Raw genomic sequence first — 17,516 nt, 5'->3', positions numbered from 1 at the left:
GCGCGGCGACGGCGAACAGTGTCATCGCGATGGGAGTCACCAGGGCAATCATCGGAAGATCTCCTGCAGCGGGCGCTCGTAGCGGCGATGTATCTCCTCGATGGTCTCGGCCTCGTTCTCCAGATGCAGGGCGTGCACCAGCAGGGTGTTGGCCTCGGCGTCATGGTGGAGCGTGACGGTACCGGGAGTCAGCGAGATGGTGCTGGCCAGGATGGTGATGGCGAAGTCATCGTCCAGGGCCAGCGGGTAGATGAAGAAGCCCGGCTTGAGATGCCGGGCGGGGCGCAGGATGCGCAGCGCCACCACCAGGTTGGAGCGCAGGATATCCAGCAGCAGCACCAGCAGGTAGCGCAGCAGCGGCAGTGGCCGCCGGATCCTCGCCTCCTCGGCCCAGAAACCATGTGTCACCATCGGGATGGCCACCCCCAGGACCAGTCCCAGCAGTGCGTGGGCCATGCTGACGTCATTGACCATCAGCAGCCAGAGCAGTGCCAGGAACAGCGAGAACAGCGGGTGCGGCAGCCAGAATCGCCACGCGCGGATCGAGGGCATCATGGGGCGACCTCCCAGGTTGACGCGGTGGCCTCGGGCAGCACCGCGCTGATATAGCCCTGTGGGGCGAGCAGCTGTTCGGCGGTGAGCGCAAGGTAGGCCATCACCGGGTCACCGAAGGCCGCCAGCAAGGCGTTGAGGCCGACCATGCTGTAGACCAGGGTCAGCAGGCCGCGCCTGAGTGGGTAGGGGTTTGCCATCTCGCCAGGACGCCAGAACCAGCTGCTGCCGGTGCGGCTGATGGCGATGATCACCAAGAGGGCCGACGCCAGCAGTACCCCCCAAAGCCATAGCCCGCCAGGTTGGGCGCCGCTGGCCTGCAGAATCCATACCTTGCTGACGAACCCCGAAAACGGCGGCAATCCCGCCATGGCGATGCCGGCGATAAAGAACAGGCTGCCCAGCACCCAGCGGTGTCCGATGGGGCCCACCGCGGAGAAGCGGTCATAGCCCTCCTTGCGTTGCTGACCCAGCAGGTCGGCGAGCAGGAAGAAGACGGCGGCCATCAGCGTGCTGTGCACCAGGTAGAAGAGGGCAGCGCCCAGGGCGGCGGGGGTGGCCAGGCTGATGGTCGCGAGCAGGGTGCCCACCGAGAGGATCACCAGATAGGCGGTCAGGGTGCGCAGGCTCTCGGAGCCCAGCACACCGATGCCGCCGAGTGCCAGGGTCAGCAGGGCCAGGGGCCACAGCCATTCCCAGGCGGTCTCGTTGACCGGCGCCTCACCCAGCGCGAAGACCAGCAGGAAGACCCGCAGGATCGCGTAGACACCCACCTTGGTCATGATGGCGAAGAGGGCCGCCACCGGTGCGCTGGCCGCCGAGTAGGCGCGGGGCAACCAGAACAGCAGCGGCAGGATCGCCGCCTTGATGCCGAACACCACCAGAAGAATCAGGCTGGCCGCTGCCAGCAGCGGCGCATCCTCGGCCGGGGCCGCGGCGATTCGCTGTGCCAGGTCGGCCATGTTGAGGGTGCCGACCAGACCGTAGAGGGTGCCCAGGGCGATCAGAAACAGCGTCGACCCCGCGAGATTGATGATCACATAGTGCAGGCCCGCGCGGCTGCGGGCGCGGCCGCCGCCATGCAGCAGCAGGGCGTAGGAGGCGATGAGCAGGATCTCGAAGAACACGAAGAGGTTGAACAGGTCGCCGGTCAGGAAGGCGCCGTTGAGGCCCGCCAGCTGGAACTGGAAGAGGGCATGGAAGTGGGCGCCGCGCCGGTCGGTGCCACCGCTGGCGTAGAGCAGGCAGCAGAGTCCGAGCACGGCGGTGAGGGCGAGCATGATGGCGGCGAGGCGGTCGAGGACCAGTACGATGCCGAAGGGGGCCGGCCAGTTGCCGGCCTGGTAGATCAGGTAGTCGCCGGCACCGGCCGTGGCGATCGCCCAGAGACCCAGCAGTACCAGCCAGGCGGTGCTGGCAAACCCGAACAGGCGCTGCACGGCGAAGGGGGCCCGGTAGAACAGCAGCTGGCCCGCGCCGGTCAGCAGCGGCAGCAGGATGGGCAGGATCAGAACGTGGTTCATGTCCGGTCCTCGTCGGGATTCTCACCGTCGACATGGTCGTTGCGCAGCTCCACCGCGGCCTTGAGCGCCAGCACCACCACGAAGGCGGTCATGGCGAAGCCGATGACGATGGCGGTCAATACCAGTGCCTGGGGCAATGGGTCCGCCATGGTGTCCGCGATGCCGATGATGGCCGGTGCCCCGGCTACCAATCGACCCGAGGCGAACAGGTAGAGATTGACGGCGTGGGAGAGCAGGGTCAGCCCCAGAATGACGGTAAAGGTGCGCGCCCGCAGCAGCAGATAGGTGCCGCAGCTGGTCAGCACGCCAAGGGTGATGGCATAGAGAAGCTCCATCAGCCGATCTCCTCGCCGGGGCCGGCCACCGTCATCAGCTTGCCGAGGTTGGCCAGAATCAGCAGCGTGGCCCCGACCACGGTGGCGTAGACACCGAGATCGAAGAGCATGGCGGTGGCCAGCTCGAACTCGCCGATCAGCGGCAGGTGCAGGTGACCGTGGGCCGAGGTGAGGAAGGGGAAGCCGAACAGCCAGCTGCCCAGGCCCGTGAAGGAGGCGATCAGCACCCCGGCACCGATCATCGGCCGAAAGGCGGTCGGCATGCGTGCCTGGGCCCAGATCAGCCCGCCGGCCATGTACTGCAGGGTCAGCGCCACCGCGGTGATCAGCCCCGCGATAAAGCCGCCGCCGGGCTGGTTGTGGCCACGCAGGAAGATATAGGCAGAGACCAGCAGGGCAACGGGCAGCACCAGCCGGGCCACGGCGCCGAGCATGATCGGATAGGGCTCGGCCACCCAGTGGGCGGGGTTGGTGTCGACCACACGCTCCTTGAGATGCAGGTCGCGGGTGAAGGCGAAGACCGCCACGGCGGCGATGCCCAGTACGGTGATCTCGCCCAGGGTATCGAAGCCGCGGAAGTCCACCAGGATGACATTGACCACGTTGCTGCCGCCGCCGCCCGGCACGCTGTTGGCCAGGAAGAAGTCGGAGATCGTCTGCTGGGGGCGGGTCAGGATGGCGAAGCTGAAGGCGGCCACGCCCAGACCCATCAATCCGGCGATGGCCAGATCGCGGCCCATGCGCAGTCGGGTCGAGCCGCGTGGAGAGGTCTGGGGCAGGAAGGAGAGTGCCAGCATCATGATCACCACCGCCATCACCTCCACCATCAGCTGGGTCAGGGCGAGGTCCGGTGCCGAGAAGCGGGCGAAGGTCACGGTGACGAACAGTCCGGTGACGCCGAGCAGCAGCAGGGCCGGGAGCCTGTGATGGTGATAGACCACCACACCCAGCGATGTCAGGCAGAGCAGGATCGCGGCCAGCAGGGTGAGCGGGTCGAGGGGGGCAAGCGCCACGCCGCCGTCCCAGCGGGGAACATCGCGCAGCTGCAGGCCGACCAGCACCACGAGGGTAGCCATGATAAAGGTCAGATAACGCTGCAGGGAGCCATTCTCCAGCTGGAACACACGCCGCTGGGCCAGAGCCGTGGCGCGACGCATGAACCAGTCGAATATCTCCTTGGCATCCACCATCGGCAGGCGGGCATGCAGACGGAAAAGCGGCGTACGCCAGTGGTAGAAGAGTGCACCGCCGGCCAGGGCGAAGAGGCTCATGAGCATGGGCAGACGGCCGCCCAGGGCCGTGAAGTCATAGGGGGCAACGGCTACCTGCTGGGTGGCGGCGAAGGCGGGGTGGACCAGTGCCATATAGATCGGCTCGGGGGCCAATCCCACCAGCAGGGTGGCCAGGACCGGCAGCATGATGGGCGAGAGGGCCGCCAGCCGGGGTGGGGCTGGTGGCCAGATCGGCAGGTCGATCGGCCGACCATTGAAGAAGACGTTATGGAAGATCCGGATCGAGTAGGCCACCGAGAAGAGTCCGGCCAGGGCCACCCAGGCGGGAATCACTACCGCCGCCCACTCCGGAGTGACGACCAGCAGGCTTTCGTTGAACAGCATCTTCTTGCTCAGATAGCCGCTCATCAGGGGCAGGCCGGCCATGGCGGCGGAGGCGACGCCCGACAGCACCATCAGCGCCGGCATGAAACGCCACATGCCGTTGATATGGCGCATGTCGCGGGAGCCGGTGGCGTGGTCCACGTAGCCCGCCATCATGAATAGCGGGGCCTTGAACAGCGCGTGGCACACCAGATGGAAGAGGGCTGCCGCCAGTGCCATGGGCGTTCCCAGCCCCAGCAACAACATGATCAACCCCAGGTGGGAGACCGTGGAGTAGGCCAGCAGTCCCTTCATGTCGTGCATGAACATGGCCACGAAGGCACCCACCATCAGCGTCAGCATGCCGGTCAGGGTCACCAGGTAGAACCATAGCGTGGTATCGGCCAGTGCCGGGTGCAGTCGCGCGAGCAGGAACAGCCCCGCCTTGACCATGGTGGCGCTGTGCAGATAGGCGGAGACCGGGGTGGGGGCCGTCATGGCATGAGGCAGCCAGAGGTGAAAGGGGAACTGGGCCGACTTGGTGAAGGCGCCGAGCAGGATCAGATTAAGCATCAGCCAGTAGTGCTCGCTTGCGCGAATACGGTTGCCGGCCTCGAGGATAACGGAGAGTTCATAGCTGCCGGCGGTCTGACCCAGCAGCATGATGCCGGCGAGCAGCGCCAGGCCGCCGCCGCCGGTGATCACCAGCGACATGCGAGCACCCAGGCGAGCCGCATGATCGTCGGTGTGGTAGCCGATCAGCAGGAAGGAGGTCAGGCTGGTCAGCTCCCAGAACACCAGCATAAAGAGCAGGTTCTCGCTAAGCACGATGCCCAGCATGGCCGCCATGAACAGCAGGGTCAGGGTAAAGAAGCGTGCCGTGGTCTTGCTGCCTTCGAAATAGTAGCGGGCATAGAGCAGGATCAGGCAGCCGACGCCGGTGATCAGCAGGGCAAACAGCAGCCCCAGGCCGTCGAGCCGAAAGCTTGCGTCGAGACCCAGGGAAGGCAGCCAGGAGAGCCGCTGGACCACGGCCTCACCGCCCTGCATCACATGGGGGAGCCAGCTGAGCAGCAGCAGCAGGCAGAAGAGGGCGGAGACCGAGGCCAGCAGGCGTGATGATCGTCCCTGCAGCAGGGCGGGCAGGCAAGCGCCCGTCAGTGGCAGCAGGATGATCAGCACAAGCGGCATAAGGCGCGACTCCCTGTCTGGCAGTGGTTCCTTACCACACTATAAGAGGGCACCGGGGCCTGGTCAGACGCCGGCTTCAACGCTGGATGGGGGTTCCGGGGAGGTTACGAACGGCATCGGCGTTGAAAGGGACCGACGGCGCGCGCAAGCAGTATCGAGATTGGCATTCTAGGATAATGAGCAGGCAAGCGTTTCAGGCGCTGCCTTTGCCGCATCCGATAACGACAATACCGAGAGGCAAGCCCATGCATAGCAAGAAGTTCCCACGTCTGGCCGCCCTGGCGGCGCTGCCCCTGGCCATGGCGGCCGTCCAGGCCCAGGCCGAGGAGATGGCCATCGCCACCATCCTTCCCGAGAATATGAGCAACAACGAGGTCTACCCGGCGCTGATCCAGTTCAAGAACCTGGTGGAGACGCGTACCGACGGGGAGATCACGGTATCGATCTTCGGCAACAGTCAGCTGGGCTCCGAGGTGGAGACGGCTTCCGAGGTGCAGGGTGGACGCACCCTGCAGTCCACCATCATCACCACCGGTGCCATGTCATCCTTCTATGATGACTACCAACTGATGACCGCGCCCTTCATCTTCGACAACTGGCGTCAGGCCTGGGCCTTCTTCGATGGCGACTGGTTCGCCGACTTCATGTCCGGCACCGTCGAAGAGACCAATATGCGCTACCTGGGCACCTTCGATGACGGCGGCGGCTTCGTTGCCTTCACCAACAACGAGCGTCTGATCAAGACCGTGGAGGACCTCGAGGGGCTCAATATCCGCACCGAGGAGAACCCCGGACACGTGGCCATCATGAAGTCGCTGGGCGCCTCGGCCACGCCGCTGCCCTGGGGCGAGGTAGTCACCGCCCTGGAGACCGGCCTGGCCGACGGTCAGTTCAACGCCCCGGTGCTCAATACCACCTTCAACTTCAATGAAGTGACGGACTACACCACGCTCACCGGGCACGTCTATAACAGTGCCGCCTGGCTGGTCAGCGAGGAGTGGTTCCAGAGCCTGACCGAGGAGCAGCAGCAGGCCATCGTCACCTCCGCCCGCGAGGCGATCGCCATCGGCCACGGCATGTCCGGTGCCCTGGCCACGGCCAGCTGGGTGGAGTCCTGCGAGCGCTTCGAGGAGTGCTACATCATGCCCCCCGAGGAGCGGGCCCGCATGGCGGAGATCGCCACGCCGGCCTGGAAGGAGTGGATCGTCAACGACTTCGGTATCGAGGAGGAGAAGGTCGATGCCTTCCTTGCCGAGGTCAATCGGGTCGGCGAGGAGGTCGTCGAGAGCGATATGGCCAACTATGGTCAATAACGTAATCAATAACATGGCCAGTAACATGGTCAGTTACCATCGCGATTGAGTGAACGGCCCCGGCGATCCCGGGGCCAGTGAATCGACAGGCGACTGGTGCCTGTGTCGTGGGACGGCCGGCCCGCGGGCTGGCCGTCGATCACCTCGAGGTATGCCGATGACCCTCCTTCAGCCTTTGCGCCGGATCAGTGATGCGGTGAATCAGGCAGCGATCGTGGCCTGTGTGGCCTGCGTGCTCATCATGCTGGGCATCTCGTTCACGGCCTTTCTCTACAAGCTGGCCACCGGCAGCACGCTGAGCTGGACCTACTCCCTGGCCAGGCTCTTCCTGCCCTGGATCGGTTTCCTCTCCATGACCATCTCGTTGCGCTATGGCGAGCATGTGGCGATGACGCTACTGGTGCGCAGCCTGCCGCGACTGCTGCTGAAGGTGGCGGCAGGCCTGTGCCTGGGTGTCATCGCGCTGTTTGGCCTGATGCTGGTCTGGTATGGCTGGGGGTTCTTCCAGGGGGCCTCCCAGGTCTACATGGTCTCCGACCAGATCCAGATATCGGCCAAGTTCACCGCCATCGTGATTCCGATCAGCGGGGTCATCGTCCTGCTGCACCTGGTGCAGGGCTTCGACCTGCTGGAACACTTCATCGATGACGACAGTGTGATCGATGGGCTTATCGACACCGCCGATGGGGAGAAGCGCTCATGATGCCCGCGATCATCGCTTTCGTTGTGCTGTTGCTGATCGGTGCGCCGGTCGCCGTGGTGATGGCCATGTCGGGGCTGGCCGGCGGCTTTGCCATGGGCGGCGAGCGCATGCTCGGCATCATCGCCGACCGCATGTTCGCCGGGGTGTCCGGCTTCCTGCTGATCGCCGTGCCCTATTTCATCTTCACCGCCGAACTGATGAACCAGGGAGGGCTGACCCAGAAGCTGATCGCCTTCAACAATGCCCTGTTCGGACAGGTCCGCGGGGCACTGTCACACGTCAATGTGTCGGTATCGGTGTTCTTTGCCGGCCTCACCGGGGCGGCGATCACCGATACCGTGGCGATTGGCAAGATCATGATCCCGGAGATGAAGGCGCAGGGCTATGACGCCGAGTATGCGGCCGCGGTCACGGCCTGCTCGTCGATCATCGGGCCGATCATCCCGCCCAGCGTGGTGATGGTGGTCTATGCCACCCTGCTGCGCGATATTTCGGTCATCGACCTGTTCGCGGGAGGCATTATCCCCGGCCTGCTGATGGCCCTTGCCCTGCTTGCCGTCAGCTTCTTTCTGGCCTGGAAGCGGGGCTATCCCAAGCAGGCGCCGACGCCACTCAAGGTAGCCGGGATGGCCTTTCTGGTCGCGCTGCCGGCGATGATCGTGCCCTTGATCATCCTTGGCGGCATTCTCTCGGGGCTGACTACCATCACCGAGGCCTCGGGCTTCGCCGCGGTCTATGCCATTGCCATCGGCGTGGTCTTCTACCGTAGCCTGACCTGGCAGAAGATCTGGTATGCGCTGCTGGTGACGGTGCGCTTCTCGGGCGTGGTGTTCTTTCTGCTGGCGACCTCGGCGGTACTCGGCTGGTTCGTTACCCGCTCCGGTATCGCCAGGGACGCGGCAGGCCTGATCACCACCTTCAGCGACTCGACCTTTCTGCAGCTGCTGCTGGTGTGTGCCCTGCTTATCTTGATCGGCACCGTCATGGATGTGCTGCCGGCGCTGGTGGTGGTGGCCCCGGTGTTGGTGCCGGCGATGGTTCAGCTCGGTGTCGACCCGCTGCACTTCGCGATCCTGATGATCGTGGTGCTCAATATCTCCAACGTTACCCCGCCGGTGGGCATGACATTGATGACGGCGGCACGTATCGCCAATGTGCCCTTCGAACGGGCGATCATCGCCTCGTTGCCATTCTATGTGGCCTTTATCGCGGTGATCCTGCTGCTGGTCAGCTTTCCTTCACTCTCAACCTGGATACCGTCGCTGCTGGGCTAGACGCCGGCCATCGCAATGTTTGCATAAGGGGGAGCCTGATAATGGCGCAGGATAGAACACCGACCACCGGCTTCTTCTGGCACGAGCGCTGCTTCTGGCACGATCCGGGGGCCATCGGGGTGTTCTCGGCCCCCGGGGAGTTCCTGCAGCCGCAGCCGGCCTCGGAGAGCCCGGAGAGCAAGCGACGCCTCAAGAACCTGCTCGAGGTCTCGGGGTTGATCGACGAACTGGCGGTGCGCAAGCCGGCCCCGGCGACCCGGGAGGACCTGGGCTACTTCCACACCGACCACTACCTGGATGCGCTGGAGGCCGGTGACGCCGGTCGTGGTGGCGATGCGGGTGACTGTGCCCCTTATACGCCGGGCAGCCTGACCGCCGCGCGACAGTCGGCGGGACTGGCCATCGCGGCGGTCGAGGCCGTCGCCACCGGTGAGCTCGACCGGGCCTATGCCCTGTGTCGTCCCCCTGGGCATCACGCCGAGGCCGATCGTGGGCGGGGCTTCTGTCTGCTGGGCAATATCCCGGTGGCGGTGATGCGCGCGCGAGCCCTGGGCCAGGTGGGGCGCGTGGCGATCCTCGACTGGGATGTGCACCATGGCAACGGCCAGCAGGCGGCCTTCTATCACGACTCTGAGGTGTTGACGGTCTCCATTCACCAGGCCGGCAACTACCCGCTGGATACCGGCACCTTCGAGGAGCAGGGGGAGGGAGCCGGCCTGGGGGCCTGTCTCAATCTGCCGTTGCCGCCCGGCTCGGGGCTCGGTGCCTATGACTATGCCATGGAGTCGCTGGTACTACCCGCCATCGAAGCCTTCGCGCCGGAACTGGTCGTGGTGGCCTGTGGCTACGACGCCTGCGCCAAGGACCCCCTCGGCAAGATGCTGCTCAACAGCACCGCCTTTGCCCGGATGACGACCTCACTCAGGCAATTGGCCGAGCGCCTCTGCCCTGGGCGGCTGGTGCTAGTCCATGAAGGAGGCTACTCCGAGGGTTATGTGCCGCTATGCGGCCATGCGGCCATCCAGGCCCTGGCCGGCAGCCACATCTCGGTACACGACCCCCAGGCCGAGGAGATCGCCGCCTGGGCCTACCAGGACCTGCAGCCCCATCAACGTGAGCTGATCGACGGCTGGCGCTCCGCCTGGAGGGCAGAGGGCCGACTTTGACCGCTACCGACAAGGAGTGGCATGACAATGACACCTCTTCATGATCGCAATGGCTGGCTCTGGCATGACGCTGAATGGCTGGCCTGGCGTGACGCCCGCACCCATCTGCTGACCCATAGCCTGCACTACGGCATGGGGTGCTTCGAGGGGGTGCGCGCGTATGCAGGTCCCAGGGGGACCCATCTGTTTCGTGTGGTGGAGCATACCCGCCGGCTGCTGGATAGTGCCCATGCCCTGGATATACCGTTATCTTATGATGCCGATATCCTGATCCAGGCCCAGCGGCAGTGCCTGGAGCGTAATGACCTGGCCAATGCCTATCTCAAGCCAACGGTCTACCTCGGGGCCGAGGGGCTGGGGCTGCGGGCCCGAGGGCTCACTACCCATGTGATGATTCCCGCCTGGGACCTGGGGGACTATATCTCGCCCCAGGCGGCCTCGATCGGGCTGCGAGCGCTGACCTCCTCCTGGGCGCGCCACCACGTCAATATCAGCCTGTGCCGGGCCAAGACCAATGGTCACTACGTCAATTCGATGCTGGCACTCAACACCGCCGTGAGGGCCGGCTTCGACGAGACGATCATGCTCGACCCCGAGGGCTATGTCGCCGAGGCCTCGGCGGCCAACGTCTTCCTGTTGCGTGATGGCGTGCTGCATACCCCTGAGGTGACCTCCTGTCTGCAGGGCATCACCCGGGATAGCGTGATTCGCCTGGCCCGAGAGGTGCTGGGCATCGAGGTTCAGGAGCGGCGTATCACCCGCGACGAGCTGTATATCGCCGATGAAGCCTTCGTGACCGGTACTGCGGCGGAGATCCTGCCGTTGCGCGAACTGGATGGTCGCCATATCGGTGCGCGGGCCGGGGCGCCGGCCGTCGATAGGCCAATTCCGCGGGAGTCGTTGACCGCACGCCTCCAGCGCCTCTACCGCGATGTGACCCGGGGAGAGCCGGGGCCCACCACGGAGGCCTTTGGTGATTGGCTGACGCCTGCTTGATGTAGGCATACAGGGCTATTTCAGATAGCAGTACTGTTCAAGGCTGTTCGGGCGACAGGCCCCGGAGCGCCGGACCGTCGAGGGGGCGCTACGAGTACTTCCCTGTAGGCTACCTCGGCCCTGCAGCGCTCTCGCGTCCCGCTCCGCTTGCAGGTCCGGTGCTGGCCATCCATGGCCAGCCCGTTCGGAGCAGTGCTCCTCACCCCTGGTCCTCGGACCCCCTCTCCGACCTGTCCCCGGCGCCTTTGACTGGTGCTCTGTGCAGGTATTGTATTGAGCGTTGAGCTCGGTGGAGATGGGGCGTGGTAGCCTGGCGGCGGGTCGAAGGGAGCTCGCATGTCGCTGTTGAACAATCTCGCGTTGAGTCCGGCGCTGCTGGTGTTGTCTTTATGGGGTAGCCTGGCGCTGCTGCACCGCTTTCCGGCAGGCGCACGCTGGCGCCGGACTGCCGCCTTGGCCTGGCTAGTGCTGGGTGTATTGTGGCTGGGTTGGCTATGGCAGGGGAGCCGCCTCGGGGCAGTGCTGGGCATGGGGCTCAGCATGCTCGCCCTGCTGTGCTGGTGGTGGCGTCTGGTGCCGGAGAGCGATCTGGACTGGGCGGAGGACGTGCGCTACCTGGCCACGGGCCGCCAGCACGGCCAACGGCTGGTGCTTGATCATGTGCGCTGCTTCGATTGGTACCGCCACGACGCGGCCTCGGTGGCCTGGCAGCAGCGGGAGTATGACCTTCGGCGCCTGGCGACCCTGGACCTGTTCGTCTCCAGCTGGGGGCGGCCGGGCATCGCCCATGTGTTGCTCTCCTTCGGCTTCGATAATGGCCGGGGCATGGTCGACGATTTCGTGACCTTCTCGGTCGAGGTGCGTCGCGAGCTCCATGAGGCCTTCTCGGAGGTCGGTGGCTTCTTCAAGCAGTACGAGCTGGCGATCATCGCCGCCGATGAGCGTGATGCGATTCGCCTGCGCAGCAATGTGCGGGGGGAGACGGTGACCCTCTATCGGGTGCTGCTCGGGCGACGCGAGCGCCGCGAGCTGCTGATGGCACTGGTGGAGCAGGCCAACCAGCTGGCGCGCGAGCCGCGCTTCTATCACACCGTTACCGCCAACTGCAGCACCCTGGTGTATGCCTTGATACGCCGTATCGTCGAGGAGTTGCCGCTGGATCATCGGCTGCTGCTGACTGGTCGATTGCCCGGCTATGTCCACGATCATGGTGGCCTGTTGCCTGGCCACTCCTTGAGCGAGCTCGGGCGTCGCGGTGATATCACCCGGCGGGCCCTGGCGGCCCATGATGATCATGACTTCTCTCGACGGATCCGCGCCGGCGTGCCGGGGTGGTCGCCGAGTGGTCGCAGGCCGATGTTCAAAAATTGAGGGGGAGATCGGATCGAGTAACGGCAGTGCCTACCGGCTTCTGATAAAATCCTGCGCCGTTTCGTCTCAACCCAACTCCTTCTTCGGGAAACTCAGCCATGAATGCGGTAATCATTGCGGTGCTGGTGATGGTCGGACTGTCACTGGCACGCGTCTCGGTCGTCTTTGCGCTGGTGGTCGGGGCGCTGGTGGGCGGCCTGATCGGGGGGCTCTCCGTCGAGGAGACCCTGGGCGCCTTCAACGACGGTGTGGGGGGAGGCGCCAAGGTGGCCCTGGCCTACGCCACCCTGGGTGCCTTCGCCGTCGCGATCTCACGCTCGGGCCTGCCCGACCTGCTGGCCAGGCGGCTTATCTCCCTGCTCGGTCAGGAGGCCACGGCAAACCGTCAGGCGGTGGTCAAGTACCTGCTGCTCGGGTCGGTATTGCTGGTGGCCATCTCCTCCCAGAACCTGATTCCGGTGCATATCGCCTTTATTCCGATCCTGATTCCGCCGCTGCTCAAGGTGATGAACCAGCTGCGTCTTGATCGCCGTGCGGTGGCCTGTGCGCTGACCTTCGGCCTCACGGCGCCCTATATGCTGCTGCCGGTGGGCTTCGGGGCGATCTTCCTCAACGATATCCTGTTGGCCAACATCAACCAGGCCGGTGAGGCGTTGGGACTCGAGATAAGTCGCGGCATGGTGCCCCTGGCCATGGGCGTGCCGGTGGGGGGCATGGCCCTGGGCCTGCTGGTTGCGGTATTTCTCAGCTATCGCCGTCCGCGTGACTATGCCGATGCGAACGTGGCGACCACCAATGTGCCGCATCATCATCCCGAGACTCATCATGAGCCGCATGCCATGGGGCTGGTGATGTCGGTGGTGGCCATCGTGGCGGCCCTGGGCATCCAGCTCTGGACCGGTTCCATGATCCTCGGCGGGCTGGTGGGTTTCGCGCTGCTCTCGGTGGGCGGGATCTTCAAGTGGCGTGAGGCCGATGACCTCTTTACCAGCGGCATGCGCATGATGGCGCTGATCGGCTTTATCATGATTTCGGCGTCGGGATTTGCCTCGGTCATGACCGCTACCGGGCATATCGAGACCCTGGTGCACTCCAGCGTCGAGGTGATCGGTGACAATCGCGGCCTGGCCGCGCTGCTGATGCTGCTGGTGGGCCTGTTTATCACCCTGGGGATCGGCTCATCGTTCTCCACGATCCCGATCATCGCCGCCATCTTCGTGCCGCTGGCGGTGCAGTTCGGCTTCTCGCCCCTGGCCACCGTGGCGCTGGTGGGGACGGCGGCGGCGCTGGGCGATGCCGGCTCACCGGCCTCCGACTCCACGCTGGGGCCGACCTCGGGTCTGAATGTGGACCGCCAGCATGACCATATCTGGGATAGCGTGGTGCCGACCTTCGTCCACTACAATATCCCGCTGATCGGCTTCGGCTGGCTGGCTGCCATTACACTCTAGGCATCTGCCTGCTAGCGAGTGATCTTCGACGGCGACCTTCGGGTCGCCGTTGTGCTTGTGCGCCAGTGCTTCATGGTGATCATTTCTGGGGCAGGTGGCGCTCGAACGACGCCAGCAGGCCACGCAGCAGCGAGAGTTCGCGTCGCGAGGGCTGGGCGCGGGCGAACAGCGTATGCAGGTGAGCCTCGGTATGGGCATGGGGCTGGGTGATGAAACCGCTGCGGTGCATCACCTGGCTCAGGTGTTCATGGAAATACGCGAGCTGTTCGCGACTCGGCTGGCGCTCTTCGGCGGGCAGGGGCGGACGGTAGCCGCTATCGGGTCGCCTCCGCCAGGCCGTAAATGCCTCGTAGGCGAGCACCTGTACCGCCTGGGAGAGGTTGAGGATGCCATAGTCGGGATTGGCGGGGATGCTGACCTGGTGGCTGCACAGGGCGATCTCATCGTTGGTGAGGCCGAAGCGTTCGCGTCCGAACACCAGGGCCACCGGGTCATGGACGGCATGCTCCACCAGCTCGCGGGCCATGGCGTCGGGTTCGTCGAAGTGGGGCAGCGGCAGGCTGCGGAGTCGCGCACTCGCTCCCACCACCTGTACGCAGTCGCTGACGGCCTCCGCCAGTGAATCGACGACCCTGGCATCCTCCACCAGGTCCTCGGCCCCGGCGGCGAGCCGGGTGGCCTCGGGGTCGGGAAACCGGCGCGGATTGACCAGCACAAGCTCACTCAGCCCCATGGTCTTCATGGCTCGCGCGGCGGCGCCGATATTGCCGGGGTGAAAGGTCTGGACAAGGATAATTCGGATATTCGATAGCATGGGGCTCGACAAGGCCTGGTGGTGATATGGGACAGGGCGCGTATCTTACCGTGCCAAGCCGCCAAGCCGCCAAGCCGCCAAGCCGCCAAGCCGCCAAGCCGCCAAGCCGCCAAGCCGCCAAGCCGCCAAGCCGCCAGTTTCAGGTTGCCAGGCGCTTGTGGCTCAACGCTTGGCGCTGGCAAGAAAAGACCCCGCCGGCTTTCACCGGCGGGGTCCGTCTCAGGGCTTGCCTGGAAGGGCAGTGCCTGGGGCAGGGTAGGGCTTGGCTTACATCATGCCGCCCATGCCACCCATGCCACCCATGCCACCCATGTCAGGAGTAGCGTCCTTCTCGTCCGGATCGTCGGCGATCATGCACTCGGTGGTGATCATCAGACCGGCCACGGAGCCAGCGGACTGCAGGGCAGAACGGGTGACCTTGGCCGGGTCCAGAACGCCCATTTCGAACAGGTCGCCGAACTCGCCGGTCTGGGCGTTGTAGCCGAAGTTGCCTTCGCCGTCCTTGACGCGGTTCAGGATGACGGAAGCCTCCTGGCCGGCGTTGGTGACGATCTGGCGCAGCGGGGCCTCCATGGCGCGCACGGCAATGGCGATACCGTGGGTCTGGTCCTCGTTGTCACCCTTGAGGCCGGCCACCTTGGTCAGCACGCGCACCAGGGCGGTACCGCCCCCGGGCACCACGCCTTCCTCGACGGCGGCGCGGGTGGAGTGCAGGGCGTCTTCGACGCGCGCCTTCTTCTCCTTCATCTCCACTTCGGTGGCGGCACCGACGCGGATGACGGCAACACCGCCGGCCAGCTTGGCGACGCGCTCCTGAAGCTTCTCGCGATCGTAGTCGGAGGAGGTCTCCTCGATCTGGGCGCGGATCTGGCTGACGCGAGCCTCGATGTCACCATCCTGGCCGGCGCCATCGATGATGGTGGTGTTCTCCTTGGACATGGTCACGCGCTTGGCGGTGCCCAGGTGGTCCAGGGTAGCCTGCTCGAGGTCCAGACCCACTTCCTCGGAGATCACGGTGCCACCGGTGAGGATGGCGATGTCCTGCAGCATGGCCTTGCGACGGTCACCGAAGCCCGGGGCCTTGGCGGCCGCGACCTTGACGATGCCACGCATGGTGTTGACCACCAGGGTAGCCAGCGCTTCGCCTTCGATGTCCTCGGCGATGATCACCAGCGGCTTGCCGGCCTTGGCCACGGACTCGAGAGTCGGCAGCAGCTCGCGGATGTTGGAGATCTTCTTGTCCACCAGCAGGATGAACGGATCTTCCAGCTCGACCGCCATGGTGTCCTGGTTGGTCACGAAGTAGGGCGACAGGTAGCCGCGGTCGAACTGCATGCCTTCCACGACATCCAGCTCGTCCTCGAAGCCACGGCCTTCGTCGACGGTGATGACGCCTTCCTTGCCGACCTTCTCCATCGCCTCGGCGATGATCTCGCCGATGCGCTTGTCGCCGTTGGCGGAGATGGTGCCAACCTGGGCGATGGCGTTGGTGTCGGTGCAGGGCACGGCCAGCTCACCGATCTCCTTGACGGCGGCGGCAACGGCCTGGTCGATGCCGCGCTTGAGGTCCATCGGGTTCATGCCGGCGATCACGCCCTTCAGACCCTCGGTCACGATGGACTGGGCCAGAACGGTAGCGGTGGTGGTGCCGTCACCGGCGACATCGGAGGTCTTGGAAGCGACTTCCTTGACCATCTGAGCGCCCATGTTCTCGAACTTGTCCTTGAGCTCGATCTCCTTGGCCACGGAGACGCCGTCCTTGGTGACGGTCGGCGCGCCGAAGGACTTCTCGAGGACCACGTTGCGGCCCTTCGGGCCCAGGGTGGCCTTGACGGCGTTGGCCAGGGTGTCGACACCCTTGGCCATGCGGGTGCGGGCATCGCTGGAGAACTTGACTTGTTTCGCTGCCATTTTCGTATGCTTCCTGTGAGTTCGTGAACGTCAGTCAGTATCGAGTGTTGTGGCGGTCGAGACTCAGCCTTCGACCACGGCCAGGATGTCGGACTCGCTCATGATCAGGACCTCCTCGCCGTCGACCTTCTGCTTCTCGACGCCGAAGCCATCCTTGAAGATCACGGTGTCGCCAACCTTGACGTCGAGTGCGCGGACGTCACCGTTGTCGAGGATCCGGCCATTACCGACGGCGAGTACCTCGCCACGAGTCGGCTTTTCCTGGGCGCTGCCCGGGAGCACGATGCCGCCAGCAGTTTTCTGTTCTTCCTCAACGCGACGAATGATGACGCGATCGTGCAAGGGACGGATGTTCATTGCTCACGTTCTCCTGATGGTTTGTATGCCGGTAACCCGGCGGTTTGCATCGTGACCTCGCCACCTGGGCAGCGAGGGGAGGCGTCGGGCGCCTTCCGTGTAAATGGCGCGGATACCGCGCCGAAACCTGTTGCTGTCGAGTAAGTGGGGCTCGTCCCTGGGCTTTCAAGGCCCTTCGATAAATTTTTTTTGCCGCACCCGCCCGATCAGCGGCGGCGCTCATCACGAGAGATGAATTCACCCTCGATGGCACCGTCGTCGTCCTGTGATGACGAGGCCTGACCACCGCGCCGGTGGCGGCCCTCGTCGGCCTGGGACCAGTCATCTCGAGGGCCACCAGCATGACCGGCCGAGGCGTGGCTGCTCGAGGAGGAAAATCCCCCGCCGTGCATATGAAATCCCTGGGTGCGGATACCCAGCCACGCCAGCAGCTTGCCCATCAGTCGGCGGGCATCGGGGATCAGGCACATGAAGCCCAGGGCGTCGGAGATGAAGCCCGGCGCCATCAGCAGGGCACCACCGAAGATCAGGGCGGCCCCCGTCAGCAGTTCGCCAGAGGGGACCTCGCCGCGCTCGAGGCGTTCCCGAGCCCGGGCAAAGGTGGCGGCGCCTTCGCGGCGGATGAGATGCAGGCCGATGAAGCCGGTCGCCAGGACCAGCAGCACCGTGGCGAGCAGCCCGATCTGGCCGCCTACCGAAAACAGGACCACGAAGTCGAGCAGGGCAAATAGCGTGAAGATCAGGAGAAAAGGCATGTCGCCTCCCGTGGTGGAGATGAAGCAGACATGGGGGCGCAAACCTGGAAATCAAGCGTTGAACGCCGGCGCTGGCGATCGACCGCTCGAGACGAGAGCCTGGGCAGGTGAAATGGATAGGTGAAATGGACAGGTGAAATAAGCTGGGATGCACTGCACACCGATTTGGTACAGTGATCTTCGATCAACTACCTAAAAAGAGGCGGCAA

Annotated in this window: 15 protein-coding genes; 7 read left to right on the top strand and 8 right to left on the bottom strand. The window is 64.8% G+C overall.

Annotation, left to right across the window (positions count from 1 at the left end; all coding sequences use genetic code 11):
- Positions 1–48: 48 nt before the first annotated feature.
- From IOC61_RS02295 to IOC61_RS02280, 4 genes are read right to left on the bottom strand one after another with little or no spacing between them, the layout of a single operon-like run.
- Positions 49–555, bottom strand: coding sequence for a Na+/H+ antiporter subunit E (locus tag IOC61_RS02295; RefSeq protein ID WP_229332858.1), 507 nt, complete (start codon positions 553–555; stop codon positions 49–51).
- Positions 552–2,075 (bottom strand): monovalent cation/H+ antiporter subunit D, encoded by a 1,524-nt coding sequence (locus IOC61_RS02290; protein ID WP_195687260.1) that lies wholly within the window; start codon positions 2,073–2,075, stop codon positions 552–554. The genes IOC61_RS02295 and IOC61_RS02290 overlap by 4 nt, the downstream gene beginning before the upstream one ends.
- Positions 2,072–2,410: a Na+/H+ antiporter subunit C gene (locus IOC61_RS02285; protein ID WP_132041237.1), complete on the bottom strand. Its 339-nt coding sequence runs from the start codon at positions 2,408–2,410 to the stop codon at positions 2,072–2,074. Before IOC61_RS02285 ends, IOC61_RS02290 begins: the two co-directional genes overlap by 4 nt.
- A complete protein-coding gene (locus IOC61_RS02280; protein WP_195687259.1) occupies positions 2,410–5,196 on the bottom strand; it encodes a monovalent cation/H+ antiporter subunit A in 2,787 nt (928 codons plus the stop codon). Before IOC61_RS02280 ends, IOC61_RS02285 begins: the two co-directional genes overlap by 1 nt.
- Positions 5,197–5,441: 245 nt before the next feature.
- On the opposite strand from IOC61_RS02280, the gene dctP reads away from it, so the two are divergent.
- From dctP to IOC61_RS02245, 7 genes are all read left to right on the top strand, one after another.
- A complete protein-coding gene (dctP, locus tag IOC61_RS02275; RefSeq protein WP_195687258.1) occupies positions 5,442–6,509 on the top strand; it encodes a TRAP transporter substrate-binding protein DctP in 1,068 nt (355 codons plus the stop codon).
- A gap of 157 nt (positions 6,510–6,666) precedes the next feature.
- Positions 6,667–7,212: a TRAP transporter small permease gene (locus IOC61_RS02270; protein WP_195687257.1), complete on the top strand. Its 546-nt coding sequence runs from the start codon at positions 6,667–6,669 to the stop codon at positions 7,210–7,212.
- Entirely contained in the window at positions 7,209–8,486 is a 1,278-nt protein-coding gene (locus IOC61_RS02265) for a TRAP transporter large permease (protein WP_195687256.1), read from the top strand. Before IOC61_RS02270 ends, IOC61_RS02265 begins: the two co-directional genes overlap by 4 nt.
- Before the next feature lie 41 nt (positions 8,487–8,527).
- Positions 8,528–9,652, top strand: coding sequence for a class II histone deacetylase (locus IOC61_RS02260; protein ID WP_195687255.1), 1,125 nt, complete (start codon positions 8,528–8,530; stop codon positions 9,650–9,652).
- Positions 9,653–9,679: 27 nt separating this feature from the next.
- On the top strand, positions 9,680–10,648 hold the full coding sequence (locus IOC61_RS02255) for a branched-chain amino acid transaminase (RefSeq protein WP_195687273.1): 969 nt from the start codon (positions 9,680–9,682) through the stop codon (positions 10,646–10,648).
- A 336-nt stretch (positions 10,649–10,984) separates the two neighbouring features.
- The gene (locus tag IOC61_RS02250) at positions 10,985–12,019 is read left to right on the top strand and encodes a DUF4105 domain-containing protein (protein ID WP_195687254.1); all 1,035 of its coding nucleotides are present in this window, start codon (positions 10,985–10,987) and stop codon (positions 12,017–12,019) included.
- 98 nt (positions 12,020–12,117) lie between these two features.
- Positions 12,118–13,470 carry a Na+/H+ antiporter family protein gene (locus tag IOC61_RS02245; RefSeq protein ID WP_195687253.1) on the top strand — a complete coding sequence of 451 codons (1,353 nt, stop codon included), beginning with the start codon at positions 12,118–12,120 and terminating at the stop codon, positions 13,468–13,470.
- A 79-nt stretch (positions 13,471–13,549) separates the two neighbouring features.
- Here the strand turns inward: IOC61_RS02245 and IOC61_RS02240 are convergent, their stop codons facing one another.
- The 4 genes from IOC61_RS02240 to IOC61_RS02225 all read right to left on the bottom strand — a co-directional run bounded on the left by IOC61_RS02240 (position 13,550) and on the right by IOC61_RS02225 (position 17,307).
- Positions 13,550–14,284 carry an RNA methyltransferase gene (locus IOC61_RS02240; protein WP_195687252.1) on the bottom strand — a complete coding sequence of 245 codons (735 nt, stop codon included), beginning with the start codon at positions 14,282–14,284 and terminating at the stop codon, positions 13,550–13,552.
- Between the two features lie 267 nt (positions 14,285–14,551).
- Positions 14,552–16,195: a chaperonin GroEL gene (groL, locus tag IOC61_RS02235; protein ID WP_195687251.1), complete on the bottom strand. Its 1,644-nt coding sequence runs from the start codon at positions 16,193–16,195 to the stop codon at positions 14,552–14,554.
- Between the two features lie 63 nt (positions 16,196–16,258).
- Positions 16,259–16,552, bottom strand: a complete 294-nt coding sequence (locus tag IOC61_RS02230) for a co-chaperone GroES (protein WP_132041225.1) — start codon at positions 16,550–16,552, stop codon at positions 16,259–16,261.
- Positions 16,553–16,758: 206 nt separating this feature from the next.
- A complete protein-coding gene (locus IOC61_RS02225; RefSeq protein WP_195687250.1) occupies positions 16,759–17,307 on the bottom strand; it encodes an FxsA family protein in 549 nt (182 codons plus the stop codon).
- Positions 17,308–17,516: the final 209 nt, after the last annotated feature.

Source organism: Halomonas sp. KAO (assembly GCF_015595025.1).
Taxonomy (GTDB): Bacteria; Pseudomonadota; Gammaproteobacteria; order Pseudomonadales; family Halomonadaceae; genus Halomonas.
This window is presented reverse-complemented; position numbering and strand designations above follow the sequence as displayed.